The 17,481-nt window shown below is 68.9% G+C and carries 17 protein-coding genes, 1 tRNA gene and 1 riboswitch; of the genes, 13 read left to right on the forward strand and 5 right to left on the reverse strand.

The genetic code is table 11. The features are described 5' to 3' along the window. Positions 1-36 precede the first annotated feature (36 nt). The 11 genes from Q664_RS59770 to Q664_RS58640 all read left to right on the forward strand — a co-directional run bounded on the left by Q664_RS59770 (position 37) and on the right by Q664_RS58640 (position 12,107). Positions 37-186 carry a hypothetical protein gene (locus Q664_RS59770; protein WP_160174666.1) on the forward strand — a complete coding sequence of 50 codons (150 nt, stop codon included), beginning with the start codon at positions 37-39 and terminating at the stop codon, positions 184-186. A 99-nt stretch (positions 187-285) separates the two neighbouring features. Beyond that, a tRNA-Gly gene (locus Q664_RS48350) sits at positions 286-357 on the forward strand. A 49-nt stretch (positions 358-406) separates the two neighbouring features. Further along, positions 407-627: riboswitch (cobalamin riboswitch) on the forward strand. Positions 628-768: 141 nt separating this feature from the next. Further along, positions 769-2,049 carry a hypothetical protein gene (locus tag Q664_RS48355; protein WP_043413250.1) on the forward strand — a complete coding sequence of 427 codons (1,281 nt, stop codon included), beginning with the start codon at positions 769-771 and terminating at the stop codon, positions 2,047-2,049. Between the two features lie 5 nt (positions 2,050-2,054). Next, positions 2,055-2,741 (forward strand): cell surface protein, encoded by a 687-nt coding sequence (locus tag Q664_RS48360; RefSeq protein WP_152622791.1) that lies wholly within the window; start codon positions 2,055-2,057, stop codon positions 2,739-2,741. Positions 2,742-2,773: 32 nt separating this feature from the next. Then, positions 2,774-3,247, forward strand: coding sequence for a QcrA and Rieske domain-containing protein (locus tag Q664_RS48365; RefSeq protein WP_084610970.1), 474 nt, complete (start codon positions 2,774-2,776; stop codon positions 3,245-3,247). A gap of 99 nt (positions 3,248-3,346) precedes the next feature. Next, on the forward strand, positions 3,347-5,035 hold the full coding sequence (locus tag Q664_RS48370) for an adenylate/guanylate cyclase domain-containing protein (RefSeq protein ID WP_043413253.1): 1,689 nt from the start codon (positions 3,347-3,349) through the stop codon (positions 5,033-5,035). A gap of 198 nt (positions 5,036-5,233) precedes the next feature. Further along, the gene (locus Q664_RS48375) at positions 5,234-7,945 is read left to right on the forward strand and encodes a serine/threonine protein kinase (protein ID WP_043413345.1); all 2,712 of its coding nucleotides are present in this window, start codon (positions 5,234-5,236) and stop codon (positions 7,943-7,945) included. A 22-nt stretch (positions 7,946-7,967) separates the two neighbouring features. Continuing rightward, on the forward strand, positions 7,968-8,762 hold the full coding sequence (locus tag Q664_RS48380; RefSeq protein WP_043413256.1) for an ABC transporter ATP-binding protein: 795 nt from the start codon (positions 7,968-7,970) through the stop codon (positions 8,760-8,762). 111 nt (positions 8,763-8,873) lie between these two features. Continuing rightward, positions 8,874-10,925 carry a chloride channel protein gene (locus Q664_RS48385; protein WP_052519638.1) on the forward strand — a complete coding sequence of 684 codons (2,052 nt, stop codon included), beginning with the start codon at positions 8,874-8,876 and terminating at the stop codon, positions 10,923-10,925. A gap of 63 nt (positions 10,926-10,988) precedes the next feature. After that, positions 10,989-11,222, forward strand: a complete 234-nt coding sequence (locus Q664_RS48390; RefSeq protein WP_043413260.1) for a hypothetical protein — start codon at positions 10,989-10,991, stop codon at positions 11,220-11,222. Positions 11,223-11,873: 651 nt separating this feature from the next. Next, positions 11,874-12,107, forward strand: a complete 234-nt coding sequence (locus Q664_RS58640) for a hypothetical protein (protein WP_152622792.1) — start codon at positions 11,874-11,876, stop codon at positions 12,105-12,107. Between the two features lie 30 nt (positions 12,108-12,137). Here the strand turns inward: Q664_RS58640 and Q664_RS48395 are convergent, their stop codons facing one another. Then, the gene (locus Q664_RS48395) at positions 12,138-12,482 is read right to left on the reverse strand and encodes a histidine triad nucleotide-binding protein (RefSeq protein ID WP_043413263.1); all 345 of its coding nucleotides are present in this window, start codon (positions 12,480-12,482) and stop codon (positions 12,138-12,140) included. Between the two features lie 62 nt (positions 12,483-12,544). Beyond that, positions 12,545-14,011, reverse strand: a complete 1,467-nt coding sequence (locus Q664_RS48400; RefSeq protein ID WP_043413265.1) for a glycosyltransferase family protein — start codon at positions 14,009-14,011, stop codon at positions 12,545-12,547. Positions 14,012-14,060: 49 nt separating this feature from the next. Here Q664_RS48400 and hprK point away from each other — a divergent pair, with 49 nt between their 5' ends. Together hprK and rapZ are read left to right on the forward strand one after the other, a co-directional pair. After that, a complete protein-coding gene (gene hprK, locus Q664_RS48405; protein ID WP_043413268.1) occupies positions 14,061-15,026 on the forward strand; it encodes an HPr(Ser) kinase/phosphatase in 966 nt (321 codons plus the stop codon). Then, on the forward strand, positions 15,023-15,889 hold the full coding sequence (gene rapZ / locus Q664_RS48410) for an RNase adapter RapZ (protein WP_043413269.1): 867 nt from the start codon (positions 15,023-15,025) through the stop codon (positions 15,887-15,889). Before hprK ends, rapZ begins: the two co-directional genes overlap by 4 nt. A gap of 25 nt (positions 15,890-15,914) precedes the next feature. On the opposite strand, the gene Q664_RS48415 is transcribed toward rapZ, so the two are convergent. The 3 genes from Q664_RS48415 to Q664_RS59775 form a co-directional block, all read right to left on the reverse strand. Further along, positions 15,915-16,655 carry an Imm49 family immunity protein gene (locus Q664_RS48415; protein ID WP_235217170.1) on the reverse strand — a complete coding sequence of 247 codons (741 nt, stop codon included), beginning with the start codon at positions 16,653-16,655 and terminating at the stop codon, positions 15,915-15,917. A 26-nt stretch (positions 16,656-16,681) separates the two neighbouring features. Further along, positions 16,682-17,266: an imm11 family protein gene (locus Q664_RS48420; RefSeq protein WP_043413272.1), complete on the reverse strand. Its 585-nt coding sequence runs from the start codon at positions 17,264-17,266 to the stop codon at positions 16,682-16,684. Continuing rightward, positions 17,263-17,481: hypothetical protein (locus tag Q664_RS59775; protein WP_425117489.1), on the reverse strand; the 219-nt coding region annotated here is incomplete at its 5' end. The genes Q664_RS48420 and Q664_RS59775, both read right to left, overlap by 4 nt.

Below are 17,481 nucleotides of genomic sequence, written 5' to 3' on the forward strand. Positions count from 1 at the left end.
GTGCAGCGTCTTTTCTAGGTGAAAGGAGCGGTGACCATGACGACGGTGACGAAGCAGAGCCCGATGAACCTCGAGTCCCTGAACGATACTGACGCTGGCATCGACGCGCTTTCGCGTCCCGGTCTGGATGCCGCTCTGGACCTCTCCGGCCTCGAGTTGGAGGGTGGTCTACCGCCCGGACTCTGAAGCTTCCGCGACACAAGCTCTTGGATGCGATTGGATCGCAGCACGGCCGTCTACCGTGTGAACAGGGTTCGATTCCCTGCAGGAGCGCTCCAGCAACATGCGGCCGTGGCCGAGAGGTGAGGCCCCTGAGCGCCACTCAGGAGAACGCGGGTTCGACTCCCGCCGACCGCTCTTCGCAGTCCGCGGTACTCGCAGTTGACAAGAGATGCCCCGCCGCCATATCCCGCCCACCGTCTTCGGTTCTTCCACCTCTGGGTGGGGATTCGAGGGAACCCGGTGCGAGTCCGGGACTGCCCCGCAGCGGTGAACGGGAACGAAAACCGTCAGGATGCACTGGTCCTCTCCCGAGGACTGGGAAGCGACGGCCAGTAGACAAGGTGGCCTCTCCACGAGGCCACGCCGCCCGTGAGTCCGAAAACCTGCCGAGGACCCGTGCCGGTGGCACGGACAACACCGAGGCCTCCGAGGGGAGGCAGCGGGTGCGCCGCCGTGTGCGTCCTCTGTCAGGCCGTGCCTGGTTCGTATCCCGCTCCCACTCCTCGCGAAGGCATTCCGCCCGAGGGGGCGAGGAGCAGGACGCGAATGAAGACGGGAACGATGGGTTCGGGCCGGTTCGGCCGCTTCGTGGTGGTGCTGGGCACCCTGTCGCTGGGGCTGCTGGTCACGGGCTGTGAAGAGGAGTGCGTCGACCAGACCGACTGCGCGAACAAGCAGGGCGCTCCCGCCGAGGGCAAGCGCTACGAGTGCGTGGACAACCGCTGCGTGCAGCGGGACATCGCCGACGCGGGGACCGATGCCGGCACCGACGCGGGGACGGACGCGGGCACCGATGCGGGGACCGATGCCGGCACCGACGCGGGCGTCACGTGCGCGGACCTGCCGCATGACGCGAAGCTCGGCACGTTGCAGCTCCAGGCGGGCTTCACCACCGCCGAGTCCGTGACCCTCCCGGATGGCATCGGTGCGCTGACCGCCGTGCCGAGTGGCAGCGACTTCAAGCTGTACGGCTTCAATGGCGCTGACGACAGCCTCTACGCGCTTGGCAACTGGCCGGTCATCGCCTCCAGCACCACGCCCCTCCAGGCCCTTATTCCCGAGGCGGACAAGGGTGCTTTCCCGAGCGGGTACCTCACCAACGATGGCACCCGGCTGCTGACCGGCTACACCAAATTCGGGGAAGGCTTCCCCGGCAATGTCCTCGTCTACGACACGGTCACTCCGGCCGAGACCCGCTACGTCTCCGCCGCGGGCAACTTCTCCGCCGCCGCCGTCCCCGGTGCCTTCCTCATCAATGGCGTGGGCCTCGAGGGCGTGGCTGGGAGTGACACCGCCATCTACGCGCTGCGGACGGACACCAGGCCCTTCCAGGGCTCCAAGCTGGCGACCTTCCCGGTCTCGGGTGCCTTCAGCGGTTACTCGGCCGTCACGAGCGACAACGTGGCCGTGCTCGGCTACGCGGCCTCCGATACCTCGACGTCTGATCCGTACGACAGCATCAACTACCTGACCGCCGTGGCTCCCGCGGTGTACTCGCCGGCGATCTCGGGCGAGACGACCTTCGCGCTCACCAACCCCAACGCGATCGAGCTCTACGCGAAGAACGACCTCCAGGGCGTCGCGGGGTTCGGCAAGGGTGTGGCGCTGCACCGTGGCACCTTCACGGCCACCCAGGATGTCTCGCGCATCGAGCTGACGGTGGGCGGCATCACCCCCAGCACCGTGACGGCGGGTGACCTCACTCCTGTCCTCACCACCAGCAACACCTGCACCAACGTGGTGACGATGGCGCCCATGGGTGAGGATCTGCTCGTCGGCGTGAAGGACAAGAACGGCCGCCGGCTCGTCCGTCTGCAGCAGCGCTAAGGGCCATGAAGACGCACGGCACCCTGGCGCGTTGGCGCGCCTGTCTCGTCATGTGCCTGCTCGCCGCGGGCTGCGGGGGTCCCTCCGAGGAGGAGAAGGACCCCCCGGCCCCGGTGGTCTGCGCGAGTGAGAACAACCCGTTCGCCGACAAGGTGGTCTCCTTCACGCCCGGTGATTCCTCCGGCTTCGGCCAGGACGGCTTCCCCATCATCGTGCTCGGACCGCCCCGTGGTGGCGGCTCCGGCATGGGCTCGCTGGACGTGCTCTCGCTCGGCGAGCGGGGGGAGATCGTCCTCGAGTTCACCGACATCGGCGTGGAGGACGGGCCCGGCGTGGACCTGCTCGTCTTCGAGAACGCCTTCAGCAACTACGCGGAGACGGCCTTCGTGGAGGTGAGCGAGGACGGCAAGGCGTGGCATCGGTTCCCCTGTGACCCCTCGGATGGGACCCACGGCTACCCCGGCTGCGCGGGCGTGAAGCCCGTGTTCTCCACGCCGGAGAACGGCATCAGCCCCACGGATCCGTCCGTGGCGGGAGGGGACGGCTTCGACCTGTCCACCCTCGGTGTGGCCCGGGCCCGCTTCATCCGCATCCGGGACAGCGGGCAGAACGGCTACGGCTTCACCTCCGGCGGGTTCGACCTGGACGCCGTCGCGGTGGTGAACGGCTCTCCCATCTGCGAGTGGAAGTGATGGACGCGCCCCCGCCTCCCGAGACCCCCGGAATGGACCGGCGAGCCGTGCTCGGCTCGCTGCTGCACGGCACCTGTGCCCTCGCCGCGCTCTGTTCCGGCTGTGCTCCCGAGTGGCGGGAGGCCACCGTGCTCCCGTTCTCCGATGCCGAGGCCTGCGGCGTCACCCCCGGCCGTCCCGAGGAGGGCTGGGTGGAGGTCAAGCTCTCGGAGTACCCGGCGCTGAGGCGTCCGGGGGGCTCGGCGGCGGTACGCGTCCCCGAGGCCCTGCTCGACGTGGTGGTCCTCCACACCGCGTCGGGCTGCTTCTCCGCCGTCTGGCGCATCTGCACGCACGGGGACTGTCACGTCACCCACGTCCCCGGGCAGGCCCTCCTGGAGTGCCCCTGCCACGGCTCGCGCTTCGGCGAGGATGGCCGGGTCCTGCTCGGTCCCGCCACCCGTCCATTGCAGCGCTTCCGGGTGGCGCGGGTGGATGACTCGGTGTGGATCCACCGGCCCCGCTGACGGCGTGGTTCCACCCACCCTGGGGCGGATTTGACTCCGGGTGTCAATCGCCGCCTCCAGGCGAATGGCGCGCCCGGGTCGTGTAATCTCCCCGCCGCGATGTGGCAGATCATCATCAACGGCCCGGGTTACTTCGACACTGCCTACGAGCTTCCCGAGGGCGTCACGCACCTCGGCCGCGCGGATGAGAACGACATCGTTCTCGGCGGGGACCTCGTCTCGCGCCGGCATGCCCGGCTCGTGGCCGAAGGCGACACCCTGCGCATCGAGGACCTCGGCAGCCGCAACGGCAGCCGCGTCAACGGCACGCCCCTGCAGGGCAGCATCGCCCTGCTCCCCGGCGACACCATCTCCCTGGGCGAGAACACCCTCTCGGTGCGCCAGCCCAACCAGGTGGAGAACGCCGCCACCGAGATGGTGGACCTGGGCGCCGGAGGCGTGCGCCGCTTCGGCCATGGCGATGACGTGGGGGCCTCCGTCATCCTCGCCAAGAACATCAAGAACGTGGACCTGTTGCGGGCGCTCGACAACTTCTCCAGCCCCTTCGACAGCGTTCCCGCCACCGCCGCCCCCATCCTCCCGGCGGCGCCCACCGCTCCCCGGGGCGCCTACGAGACGCTCCTCCTCCTCTTCCACACCGCCGAGGCGCTCGCCACCTCCGCCACCCTGACGGACTTCCTCGAGGCCACCATGGACCGGGTGCTCGAGCGCATCGACGCCACCACCGCCGTGGTGCTGCTGCGCCACCCCACCGGCGTCTTCGTGCCCGCCGCCGTGCGCCACCGCGGCAAGCTCGCCAAGGGCGAGGTGCCCGTCTCCGATGGCATCATCGAGCAGGCCCTCAGCGAGGGCCGCGCGCTCGTGGTGGGTGACGTGCGCGATGACCGCCGCTTCGCCAGCCGCGAGAGCGTCATCCTCTATGGTGTGGACCGGGTGCTCTGCATCCCCATCGGGCTCGAGTCCCCCTTCTCCGGCGTCCTCTACGTCAACACCTCCGCGAAGAACGACACCGAGCTGGAGATCATGCTCGACACCTGCACCGCCGTGGCGCACCTGGTGGCCACCGGCGTGCAGAAGTTCTCCGCCGCCTCGGGCAGTGGAGCCCCTCCGCTGCGTCACCACCTGGAGCGCTTCCTCGGGCCCGAGGTCGCCGAGCGGCGCACGGCCGAGGTCCAGCGCACCGGTGGCAGGTTGCCCGCGCTGGCGGAATGCAACCTCACCATCGTCCACGCCGAGCTCGTCGGTTTCGGCGCGCTGGCTTCGAAGCTCGGTGCCCTGCGCACCACCGAGCTGCTCAACGACTTCCACTCGCGCCTGGGTGGGCTCGTCTTCAGCTTCGAGGGCACCCTGGAGACCTTCTTCGGTGAGTCGCTGCGCGCCCTCTTCGGCACTCCCGCCTCCAAGCCGGACGACGCCGTGCGCGCCGTGCGGGCCGCGCTCGCCCTGCGCGAGGACTGGGAGCGCCACATGGCCCGCCGCCCCGCGGAGGAGCGCTGCGAGCTGCGCATCGGCATCAACACCGCCCGCGTCCTGGCGGGCTTCGTGGGCCCCGACTCCCGCCCCTCCTTCTCCGCCGTGGGCGACGGGGTGAGCGTGGCCTCGTGGCTGGCCGCCACCGCCTCGCCCGGCCAGGTGCTCATCACCGGCAAGACGCTCGCGGTGATCGGCGCCCGCTTCGACGTCGTCCCCCTCGGCGAGCGCCTCATCCGCTCCCCCCGCGACAAGGTCGCCGCCTTCGAGGTCGTGGACGAGGACATCCCCCAGCTCACCAATCCCGGTGTGCGCTGAAGTGTGGAAGTGTGGTAATCATGGTTCGGCGGAGACTCGCACTCGGACCCGGAACAATGCGAGCATGTGCGCCCCCCTTGCGAGCATGAGCGCCCAGCGTCCGGCATGAACCCGTCGTCATCGACCGCTCGACTGCGTCCGTTCCGGCCCGTGCCGTTCGGCCGCTACACGCTGCTGACCCAGCTGTCCACCGGCGGCATGGGAGAAATCTTCCTCGCACGGCTGGAGGGCGCCCAGGGCTTCGAGAAGCTGTGCGTCATCAAGAAGATACTGCCGCAGCTGGCGGCGGATCCGGAGTTCGTCGAGCGCTTCGTGGGCGAGGCGCGCACGCTGGTGAAGCTGTCACACGGCTCCATCGCGCAGGTGCTGGACATGGGGCTGCACGAGGGCGATGCGTACATGGCCCTCGAGTACGTGGACGGCAAGGATCTGCGCAAGGTGGCGGCGCGGGCGAGGGACAGGCAGAAGCCGTTGCCGCTCACCTTCGTGCTGTTCGTGATGGGCCGGGTGCTGGACGCGCTCGCCTACGCGCACCGCAAGAAGGGAGATGACGAGGGCGAGCTGAACCTCGTGCACCGGGACATCTCGCCGCAGAACATCCTCATTTCCTACGAGGGGGAGGTGAAGGTCATCGACTTCGGCCTGGCCAAGAGCCGGCTGAGCGCGGCGAAGACGAACCCGAGCATCATCCTCGGCAAGTTCCTCTACATGTCGCCGGAGCAGGCGCGGCACCAGCCGGTGGATCGCCGCAGCGATCTGTACGCGGTGGGCCTGTGTCTGTACGAGCTCATCGCGGGGAAGAACCCCTTCGATTTGCTGCCTCCGGGCGAGCTGATGTCCGCGGTGGCCCAGCCCGAGGTGCAGCCGCTGGGCGAGGTGGTGCCGTCCGCGCCGCCCGCGGTGACGCAGTTGGTGATGAAGGCGCTCGCGGTGGACCCGGCCCAGCGCTTCCAATCGGCGGAGGAGCTGCGCGGCAAGCTGAACGCGTGCCTGCTGGAGTTGGATCCCTCCTCGGGTCCGGAGAACGTCAGCCGGTACATGCACGAGCTGTTCGGCCCGGAGTACCAGGGCGAGCGGCGGCTGCTGGCGAGCCTCCGGGAAGCGGCGCGTCCGCTCGAGCCGGAGTCCGGAGGGGTGGGCACGCCCGAGGGTGCCGCGCCGAGGCTCTCGGCCGAGCCGTCGTCGAAGTCGGGCCGGCCGGAGGGGGCCTTCGAGCCGCTCTCCTTCCGTCCCACGCCGCGCACGCGCGAGGGGGCTCCGGTGCGCGATGACGGCGAGACGCGCCCGGCCGTGCCCGCCTCGGCCCTGGACGAGCCCACCCGGCCCGCCGTCGCCGTGGAGGCCATCGAGGAGTCGCGGAAGGAGCGGCACTCGCCACCGGGAGGCTCGCCCACGGTGGACATCTCGGGGCTCACGGCGCCGGTCGTGCCCAGGAGTCCCGCGCCCGCTCCGGTTCCCGTCCGTGCTTCCGCCGCTCCTCCGGTGCTCTCCCCGGAGCCCGGCTCGGGTGCGGCCCGGGCCCCGGCTCTCCGGCCTTCCGTGCAGATGGGAGCGGTGCCGTCCTCGCCCCGTGTCCCGCTCACACCGGCCATCCCGGTCTCCGGGTCCATGGCCCCGACGCGCGAGCTGGTGGTGTCCTCCGGGCCGGGCGCACCGCAGGCCGTGCCGATGCTGGAGCAGGCGCCTCCGGAGGATCTCGCGCCGGTGCCCATCGAGGACACGCCCATGTGGTCCGAGCCGCTCCGCTCGGACGAGGACCTGAGCGCCATCGAGGAGCCGCGGGACTCCCGCCCGGCGCCTCCCTTGTCCTACGAGACGGGCGAGCAGGAGGAGGGTGCCTCCGCCTCCGAGACCGGAGATGCGCTCGGGGACGAGGTGGACGTGGGCCTGGCGGACACGAATCCGCGCATGCAGGTGCCCTCGGGTCACGAGGACACCCAGCCGCGCGTGGTCCTGCAGGACGTGTATCGCCAGGACACCCAGCCGCGCGTGGTGCTCGATGAGTCGCTGACCCGCGACCCGGACGACGAGGTGTCCCAAGGGGGCAAGACGCGGCGGCCCCGGCGGCGCGTGACGTCGACGGGCACTCCCGTGGTGCCCCCGCGCCCGACCACCTCCACGTCGAGGACGATGGCCGTCACCGCCCGGAATCAGGAGGAGCGCGAGGCCTCGAGCGGCTGGCGCGGCGAGGCGGAGCCGCCGGCACGGCCGGAGATCACCCGCCGCACGTCCGTGCCGGCACGGCCATTCCCGTGGGGGTTGCTTGCCGTGGTGGTGCTCCTGCTGCTGGTGGGCGGTGGCCTGAGCGCCGCCGTCTTCCTGGAGCCGCCTCGCGAAGAAGTGCCGGTGGAACCTCCGCCCGCGCGTCCGCTCTTCCAGGGGAAGAAGCCGGCCCAGACCCCGACACCTTCCGCGCCTTCGTCCGCTCCGGCTCCCGCGGCCGGGGAGCCCGCCGCCGTGGCCGATTCCGCGCGGACGGCTTCCGCGAACACGGAGAACCCTGGCACGGCCGCTCAAGCTCAGGCTCCAGCCGCTGTTCCGGTGGAGGCGCTCGCCGCGGCTCCCACGGGGAACACGGGCTCTCCCGAGAGCGAGCTGTCCGCGGACGAGGCGCTGCTCGCGCCGCTCGCTCCGTCCAACGCCACGGTTTCGGCCTCGAGCAAGCGTCAGGTCCAGCGCAAGCGTCCGCCCTCGCGCCAGTCCTTGTTGCAGAAGGAGTGGGTCCGCACGCGCACGGCCTACAAGGCGCTCACCCGCGTCTACGCGTGCGAGAGCCTCGATCTGCTGTGCAGCCGCTACGAGGACCTCGAGTCCGAGGTGGTGGGCATGGGGGATGTCGAGAGCGCCGAGCTGCTCGGCAAGGTGCGGGCGTTGCAGCGGGAAATCCAGAGAAGGAAGAAGGGCTCCTGAGGCGGGGCCCTTCCGACGCGCCGTGGACACGCTCCTCGACATCCAGGGTCTGAGCGCCGGTTATGGGCCGGCTCCGGTGCTGCGCGACGTGGACTGCGCGGTGCGGGCGGGAGAGCTGTGGGTGGTGCTCGGGCCCAACGGTACCGGCAAGAGCACGCTGCTGAAGAGTGTGTTGGGCGCCATGCCCTGGACGCGCGGCCGCATCCGCCTGCTGGAGCGCGAGCGGAGCGAGTGGGAGGCGCGGGCGCTCGCCCGGAACGTGGCGTGGGTGCCGCAGGGCTTCGAGCCCGCCGAGGGCTTCAGCGGACTGGAGCTGGTGTTGATGGGGCGCAGTCCGCACCTGGGCCTGTGGGGCCTCACCTCGGCGAGCGACGAGGCGGTGGCGCGCGAGGTGTTGGAGGAGCTCGGGGTGGCGTACCTGGCGGAGCGCTCCTGCGAGGCGATGTCGGGAGGAGAGCGCCGGATGCTGCTGCTGGCGCGCGGGCTGGTCCAGCAACCGAAGCTGTTGCTGCTGGACGAGCCCACGGCGTTCCTGGACGTGGCGCACCAGGTGGGGGCGTTGGAGCGGGTGCGTGCGCGGGTGGACGCGGGCCTGGGCGCGGTGGCGGTGCTCCACGACGTCAACCTGGCGGCGGCCTTCGCCACGCACGTGTTGCTGCTGCGCGAGGGGCACGTGCTGGCCCGGGGGCCCGCGCCGGAGGTGCTCCAGCGTGAGCGGCTCGAGGCCCTCTATGGTGTGCCCATGGAGATGGCGAGCGCGCCCTCGGGAGCGCGCCTGTTCGCCCCGCGTGCGCGGTGGACGGCCGAGGGGCGTTAGGAGCTCACCTGTCCTGCGTCGAAGACTCCACACCGGGACACCAGAACAGGTGTTCGAGGTGAGGGGGCGTGCGACGCTGATGGCTTTGACTCGAAGGTGGGCGTCGCGGAGATGGACTCTTCTACGCAGTCGGGCAGGACGGTGCGCGGCAGGCTGGAGCGCCTGGTGTTGAGGCTGTTGGCGGCCACCAACCGTCTGCGGTTGCCGGGGCCCTCGGTGCTGCCCGTGGCGGGCGCGGTGGTGGGCCTCTACAGCGGACTGGCCGCGGGCCTCTTCGCCAACCTCATCGCGCTCGTCAGCGGGGTGGCCCTGGGCTTCCCCCGGGTGCTGAACGCGTTCCTGCCGGAGTCCGGCACGCGGGAGGCGCTGACCCGGGCCTTCGCCGAGGCGCGCTGGCACTTCGAGTACCTCATCGTGGGCGTCCCCCTGGCAATGGGCGCGTTGGTGCTCGCGCGGCTCATCCTGCCCGGGGGCCCTCGGGACGAGGTGAAGCGGCGGTTGAAGGTCCTGGGGCTGCTGGTGCTGGGGGCGCTGTCGCTCTACTACCCGCTGGTGGCGGTGGCGGCGGTGAACTCGGTGGTGGGCCACATGCGGGGCGGGGAGCTGAGCTTCGCGCATGTGCAGCCCTGGCTGGTGCCGCTGCTGCCCATGGTGGGAGGGCTGGTGGTGGGGCACGTGCTGCGCAACCGGCCCGAGACCCATGGCCACGGCGTGCCCGAGGTGGTGAAGGCGGTGGAGCGCGAGGGCTGGCTGTCCGGGCGGGACGGGGTGCTGAAGCTGGTGGCGAGCGCCATCACCATCGGCACGGGCGGTTCGGCCGGACGCGAGGGGCCCATCGTATTTGGAGGAGCGGCGTTCGGCTCGACGGTGGGGCGTACGCTGGGCTTCACCCGGCGCGAGCTGGCCATCCTGCTGGCGAGTGGAGCGGGCGCGGGGATCGCCGCCTCCTTCAACGCGCCCATCGCCGGCGCCATCTTCGCGATGGAGATCATCCTGCGCGAGTTCCAGCTGCGCGTCTTCTCTCCCATCATCCTCGCCAGCGTCACGGCGACGATGGTGGGCCGGGGCGTCATGGGCAACGCGGCGATGATTCAACGCGTGTCCTACAGCATGGTGAGCGGTTGGGAGATCGTCTTCTACGCGGTGCTTGGACTGGTGATGGGGCTGCTGGCGTACGTCTTCATCCGGCTGATGCACGGGGTGGAGGACTTCTTCCAGGGGAAGAAGCCGGGACGGGTGAGTGCCTTCCTGGGACGGCAGCCGCTGCCCTTGAGGGCGGCACTGGGTGGACTGCTGGTGGGGTGCCTGGCGCTGGTGCACCCGGTGGTGTGGGGGACGGGGCACGAGTCCATCAACGAGGCGGCGCTGCGGGCGCTGCCGCTGGTGATGTTGGCCTCGGGCTTCGCGCTCAAGCTGGTGGCCACGGCGCTCACGTTGGGCTCGGGAGGCTCGGGAGGGACGTTCTTCCCCATGACGGTGATGGGGGCGCTGGCGGGAGGCGCGTTCGGGGAGGTGCTGCACGCGGCCATGCCGGGCATCACCGCGCCGAGCGGGGCCTACGCGATGGTGGGCATGGGAGGGGCGGTGGCGGCGCTCACGCGTGGGCCGCTCACGGGGTTGATGATGGTGTACGAGCTGAGCGGCAACTACGCGATCATCCTGCCGCTGATGGTGACGTGCACGATCGCCTCGGCGCTGTGTCACACGCTGGTGGAGCGGAAGTCGGGAGTGGATCCGCACACGCTGCGGCGAGCGCCGGTGGGGGCGCTGGTGGTGTGGATGGAGCCGGTGGGGCCGGAGTTGGGAGCCTCGGCGTTGCGCGAGCGGTTGCTCACGGCGCCCGTGGCGGCCTTGCCGGTGAGGGACGCGGGAGGGCGGCTGGTGGGCGTGGTGACGGCGAGCACGCTGGGCGAGCGCTGGCGGCAGGTGGGGGACGAGTCCACGGTGGCGGCGCTGGCGGACCAGGCCCCCGCGGTGTCCGTGGACACGACGGTGGGCGAGGCGCTCGCGGCCATGGACATCCAGTTGGTGGACGCGTTGCCGGTGCGGGGAGATGGGCAGGTGGGGGTGGTGACGCGCGTGGGGCTCGAGCGTTTCCTGCGGAGGGAGCAGCGCAAGCTCCATGTGGAGCCCCCTGTCTCCGCGACGGAGATTCCGCGTTAGGGGTGAAGTGAAGGGCTATGCTGCCGGCGCGTGGGAGCGATACCTCCTCCACGGGAAGGACACATGCACTGGCGACGGGTGTTCGCGTTCACGGTGGTGCTGGCGGTGGGGACGGGATGCCCGGAGACGTGGCGGGAAGGGGGCACCATCGATCGGGCGATGGCGAAGGACCTCGCGGAGGAACTGCACCGGCACGACTGCCCCTTGAGCAAGGAGGAGTGGGTAGCAAAGTGCAATGTTCCTTCTGAGCAGTGGGAAGATTCCGGTTGCCCCCATGCGTGTCAGTTCAAGGATTGACCTGTGATGCGTTGGCGCACCCCCCTTGCCGTTTTGCTGGGTCTCTTCCTGCTCCTGCCGTTGGCTTGGGTCCTCTATATGGCCATGTTGGGAGGATTGCGTCCGCCGCCAGAAGCGAAGGTTGTCCCAATGCTTTCGCCCGGAGAGCGCCAGCGCTTGATGACCTATGAGCGCCCGTGCTCTGGGCGCAAGGACTGCGAGCCACCGCTTGCGTGCTTTTTCAATGCGCGGTCGATGTGGAGGTACTGCACGGACAGCAGGTGCATGACGGATCAGCAATGCTCGGAAGACATGGTGTGCCGTACATTGGAGGCCTCGAGAGCGGGGCCTCACATCCGTTATTGTACGCTCGTGGGAGTGCGGAAGGAGGGGGAGCCTTGCGCAGACATGTCTCCTTTGCGTGAAGCGGCATGCGAACGCGGTCTCTTGTGCCAGGGTTACCGGTGCGGACGGCCGTGCCGGGTGGAAGAGCCCGGGAGTTGCCCCGAGGGATTCTTCTGCCGGGAGGGCCTCAATGGCCCTTCCTGTCTGCCCACGTGTGAGGGCCGCGCGTGCCCCGAGGGCCAGCACTGCATCCGGCCCGATCTCAATGAGGACGTGTCGGTGTGTGCACAGGTTCATGGCCAGAATTGCCAGGAGACGCCTTGTCCCATGGGGCAGAAGTGTTACATGAGCAATGTCTTCAGCCATCCGCGCGAGGCCTGGGGGACGTGTCTCATCCGTTGTGGTGAGGAACACACGCCTGCATGCCCCGAGGGCTTCGTCTGCGAGATGAGCTATTGCAGGAAGTCCTGTGACCCGGCCGTGCCCGATGCCTGCGGACCCCATTACAAGTGTTACCGCTACTCCGAGAAATACCCCTGGACGTGTGACCCGGACCTGTGAGTCACGCGGTGACACCCGGGTCCGACGCCACTACCCCGGCGGCCACTCCATGGGGCGTCCACCGAGCAGGTGCAGGTGGATGTGGAACACCGTCTGGCCGGCGTCGCGGCGGGTGTTGAGGACGAGCCGGTAGCCGCTGTCGGCGAGCCCTCGCTGGCGCGCCAGCTTCGCGGCGGTGAGGTGCAGGTGGCCCACCATCTCGCGATGCTCCACGGTGACGTCATTCATCGTGGGAATGTGCTCGAGCGGGATGACGAGCAGGTGCGTGGGGGCCTGGGGGTTGATGTCCTCGATGGCCAGACAGTGGTCATCCCGGTGGACGAGCCTCGCGGGAATGTGACCGTCGCGAATCTTGCAGAAGATGCAGTCGGACATAGGCGGCCCGGCTTAGCAGCGCCGTGTCCGGGGGGAAATGCTCCCGGTGGGAAAGCGTTGGCTCACGGAAGGCGCGAGGACCAGGCCGGGTCCGGCGTGCAGCGGCCGTGCGGCAGACGCACCAGGACGAAGGATCCCTCGGAGGCCACCACCTCGCCATTGGCCACGCCGCCGGACCCGGTGAGCACGTGGCTGTAGCGCTGGGACTCGCGCCCGGGCCCCAGGTGCGAGTAGAGCGGCACGTCGCGGTGGAAGTAGCTGTAGCCACCCGTCCAGGCCAGGTGTGCCGCCTCCACCTTCAGACCGCACACGTCCGGGAGTTTGCCGGCGGTGATGAGCAGGCGGTTGGCGGGGCCGAAGTCATCCCAGGCGTTCTGGAGGGACTTCGGCCCCGGGTATTGCCCGATGTCCCGGAAGGTGAGCCCTCCCACGCGCAGGCCGGAGACGCCCGCCACCGCCACCACCGCCAGCGGCAGGGCGAGCCGGACGGGGGAGGGCGGCAGGTGGCGCAGCACCGTGTCCAGTCCCACGCCGGCGAGCGCGGCGAACACGGGCAGGACAGGCACCAGGAAGCGCAGCTCCTTGTGGGGTTGCAGCGCGTGGAGCAGGTAGAAGGCGGCGGCCACCCCGAGCGGGCCCGGGGCCCTCCGCGCCGCGAACAGCGCCAGTCCCGCCATCACCAGGGTGACGCCGCCCATGGCCCGGAACAGGACGCGGTTGTAGAAGCTGAAGGGCTCGGTGCCCCAGCCAGCGGCTCCGTTCTTCACGAAGTTGAATTCCAGGTACACCAGGGCCGAGTGGAACCAGCGGCCCCAGGTGAGCTTGTCGAGCAGTCCGAAGAGGAAGGCCCACCCGGCGAGCACGGCCAGCGCGTCCCGTGCGGCCCGCCAGTCGCGCCGTGCCGCCAGCACCGCCAGCAGGCCCACGCAGAAGATGCCATTCTGCAGGCGCAGCAGCACGGCCAGCCCCAGCAGCGAGGCCCCCACCACCCCCGCGCGGCGCGAGGCTCCCGGCGCGAGCGCCAACGCCAGCCCCAGCACCACCGGGAGCGCGGAGGCGTTCTCGCTCATGGCCCGGGGGGCGAAGTAGAGCGGCACGGCCGCCAGCGCGAAGAGCGAGGCCCCCGCGCTGGCCGCCAGCGGCGAGGCACCATACGCCCGGGCCAGCTTCCAGCTTCCCCAGGCCGTGGCGGCCCCCACCAGCCCGAAGGCCCCCTTCGTCAGGCCCAGGTACCCTCGCGGCTCCTCCAGGCCCAGCAGGCCGGACAGCTTGAACAGGGCGGCCACCAGCCCCGGCAGGGTCCAGTTTCGGGCCCCCTCGAGGAACTCCCAGGCCTGCATCCCGTAGCCGAAGACGAGCCGGTGGGCCGGCTCCAGGCTCTGGTAGATTTCATCCGGCCAGGCCACGCCGTCATCCCCGAGCGCCAACCACACTCGCAGTATGGCTCCCACCCCCAGCAGCAGGACGAGGACGGCCCGGGCGAGGAGCCGCTCGGCGGGCGTTTCGGAGGGGAGCGGGGAAGCGGACATGAGGGATCACCACGCAAAAAGTCCGGCGGGTGATATTCCACACGTGCCGATGAACTCAATCCGGGTCTCACAGCTTCTCGAGGATCGCGAGTACGACCTCCGGCTCACCCTCGTCGCGGGCGAGCGTGGGGTGCAACACCGTATCAACTCCTCGCGCATCCAGAAGCCAGGGCTGGCGCTCACGGGCTTCACCGAGCACCTCCATCCGCACCGGGTGCAGGTGTTCGGCAACACGGAGGTGTCCTACCTGCTCACCCTCCCCGAGGAGCGGCAGCGCGAGGTGCTGGACTCGCTCTTCCAGGAGGAGCTGGCCTGCGTGGTGGTGACCAAGGACATCATCCCGCCGCCGGCCCTGCGGGAGGCGTGCGAGAAGGCCGGGCTGGCGTTGATGCGCACCCCGCTGCTCTCCAGCCAGTTCATCCAGCAGGTGCAGGCCTTCCTGGAGGAGGCCCTCACCGAGGCCAGCAGCCTGCACGGCGTGTTGATGGACGTGTTCGGCGTGGGCATCCTGCTGCTGGGCAAGAGCGGCATCGGCAAGAGTGAGATCGCCCTGGACCTGGTGATGCGGGGCCACCGGCTGGTGGCGGACGACATCGTGGACGTGACGCGGCGCCGGCCCGGCGTGGTGTATGGCGCGGGCAACCCCGTCATCCGCCACCACATGGAGATCCGCGGCCTGGGCATCATCAACATCAAGGACCTGTTCGGCGTGGCCTCGGTGCGCGAGCGCAAGAAGATCGAGCTCGTGATTGAACTGCACGAGTGGGACCCGCAACAGGAGTATGACCGGTTGGGGGTGGAGGACCGGTTCATGAACATCGTGGGCGTGGACATCCCGCTGTCGGTGGTGCCGGTGCGCCCCGGCCGCAACATGACCACCATCATCGAGGTGGCCGCGCGCAACCAGTTGCTCAAGCAGCAGGGTCACCACTCGGCGAGGGAGTTCGCCGAGCGTCTCAACCGCGCCATCGCCGAAGGGGCGATGCGCCGCTCCATGGGTGAGGAAGTCGAGTGAACACGGCCCCTGCCAAGCACATCGTCATCATCTCGGGCATGTCCGGCTCGGGCAAGTCCACCGCCATCCGTGCGCTGGAGGATGTCGGCTTCTTCTGCATCGACAACCTGCCGGTGCTGCTCCTGCCCAAGCTGACGGAGCTGGCCGGAGGCGGGCAGTTCTCCCACCTGGCGCTGGTGGTGGACGCGCGCGAGGGCATCTTCCTGCACGAGGCGCCGCGGGTGCTCGACGAGGTGCGCCGGGCGGGGCACCACGTGGAGGTGCTCTTCCTGGACGCCAGCGACGAGAGCCTCATCCGCCGCTTCAGCGAGACGCGCCGCCGTCACCCCCTGGCGCCCACCGGCAGCGTGTCCGAGGGGATTCAAGCCGAGCGCGAGGCCCTCAAGGACCTGCGCGAGCTGGCGGATCAGGTCATCGACTCGTCGGTGCTCAACGTGCACGACCTGAAGCGCATGGTGCAGGCGCGCTTCAACCCGGAGCCGGCGAGCGGGCCGTCCCTGTCCGTGATGTCCTTTGGCTTCCGGCACGGGGTGCCGCCGCAGGCGGACCTGGTGTTCGACGTGCGCTTCCTGCCCAACCCGTACTTCGTCCCGGAGCTCAAGGGGCTCACGGGCAAGGATCCGCGGGTGGCGTCGTACGTGCTGGAGCGCGAGGAGACGCAGCAGTTCGTGGAGAAGGTGGTGGACCTCTGCCGCTTCCTCTTCCCGCGCTACCAGAAGGAAGGCAAGGCGTACCTGACGGTGGCGCTGGGGTGCACGGGCGGCAAGCACCGCTCGGTGGCCATCGCCGAGGAGCTGCGCAAGCGCCTCGTGGGCGACCACCCCCGCGTGCAGCTGTGGGATCGCGACGTCGAGAAGGAGTAGCAGGCAGGCGGCGCGAGCGCGGAAATCAGCCCGCGCTTGGCGAGGTCGGGCTTCCCAGGGCTGCTTCGGGAATCAGCGGGTAGCGTTCGCGAGTGCTCATGCCACGAGCCCTGGCCAGATGGATGAGCGCTACACCCTCCACGAAAATGAAGGCCTCCGTCTTGTGAAGATAGGGGTCGAAGACCCCGGAGCGCCGTTGCCGCTCGCGCCAGTTTATTTGTTCCTCAATCATCCCCGATAAACCTTGCTCGAATCTTTCAGCATCTCGAGTGGCGAGTGCCCGCGCCGCCTCCAAGCGATAGGACTCGCCCCCCTGCAAGCAGCGCTCGAAGGCGGCAAGCTCGCCTTCCGTGCCGCGTTCCTGCAGCAACCCGATAAGGGCACCAATGTAATGGAAGTCTTCCTCGGGCTCCATCCGTTCCATCCAATGAGTGGACATCCGCGAGGCGATGTTTCGGGCCAGCTCTGACTCTCCCGCTGCGATGGCATCGAAGAGCGGCTCCCCCTTGCTACGCGCAAGATAGTACTGGTCGTACTCGGAGCACTCCTGCTTGCGCTTGAGGAGTTCCGAGTATGTTGTAGCGGCTTGACGCAGGCTGTCCCGGAATCCGTCCTCGTCAAGTCCGGACAACAGCAATCCACAGCCGTACTGTCTGAAGAGCCGTGCGGTCTCCAGTGTTAGCCTGGCGTCTGGCTTCCCCCTGCTCAGGAGAGGGAGCCGCTCGCTCAGGAGGAATGCAATGCCGTCGAGAATGCTGTCCATCATCGGGGCCTGCGAGGGAGAAGGAGGGCTCAGTTCAGCGACTCACCCACGGGTTGGACGTTGAGGCCCGTCAGCCCCTCTCGGCGCATGGCTTCCAGCAGATCGGAGCGGATGACCATGAGCCTCGGGAACTCGGCGACACGGAAGAGCTTGGCATCAGCGGGGAGTTGGTCCTCTCGCAGGCGGAGTTGTTCGACGTCTCCTATCTCGGGTGGCTCATCGGATTCGAGCCAATAGCGTGAGCTTTTGAGGTCGAAGCACGAAATGCACATGAGCGGATTGGCGATATAATACTGCTCCCGGACGACCCGGCCGCGCTTGTCGTGGAGCACAAAGGGGAGGTACTCGATGGAGTCGTCCGGGAGTCCGTTGCGAACCAGGAGTTCCTGGGTGCGACGAGACACGTAGAGCACACGATCGGGGTTACTGATGAAGTCCGTGAGCATGTCCCCTGCTTCTTCGTACAGACAGAGCGCTGTCGAAGGAGGGAAATGAGGTTTCATGGTTCTGCCCCGCTTTAAATAATAGTATTTTTCAACCTTGTCGGGTAGTTCCACAATCTCGGCTGCGCGTGGATCGTGGCTGTTCTTGAAGGTGTAATAGGTATGGTTCATGGTGAATTCCAATTGACTGCTTGAAGCTTCTCGCCGGCTCTCATTCGCTTGGTCTTGTCCAGTAGGATGCCCGAAAGGTCGTCGAGGCGGCGGGTGATCATCTTCTTGATGTCTTTGGGATGTTTGCCTTGATCCAGGGCCTCGTCGATTTTGTCCCGTAGATCGCGTAGCTTGCTCTTCAATGAGTCCTGGTAGTCCTTGTGGCCGGGAATATC

Origin of the sequence: Archangium violaceum Cb vi76, assembly GCF_000733295.1 — a bacterium.
In the GTDB taxonomy this organism is placed as follows: Bacteria; Myxococcota; Myxococcia; order Myxococcales; family Myxococcaceae; genus Archangium; species Archangium violaceum.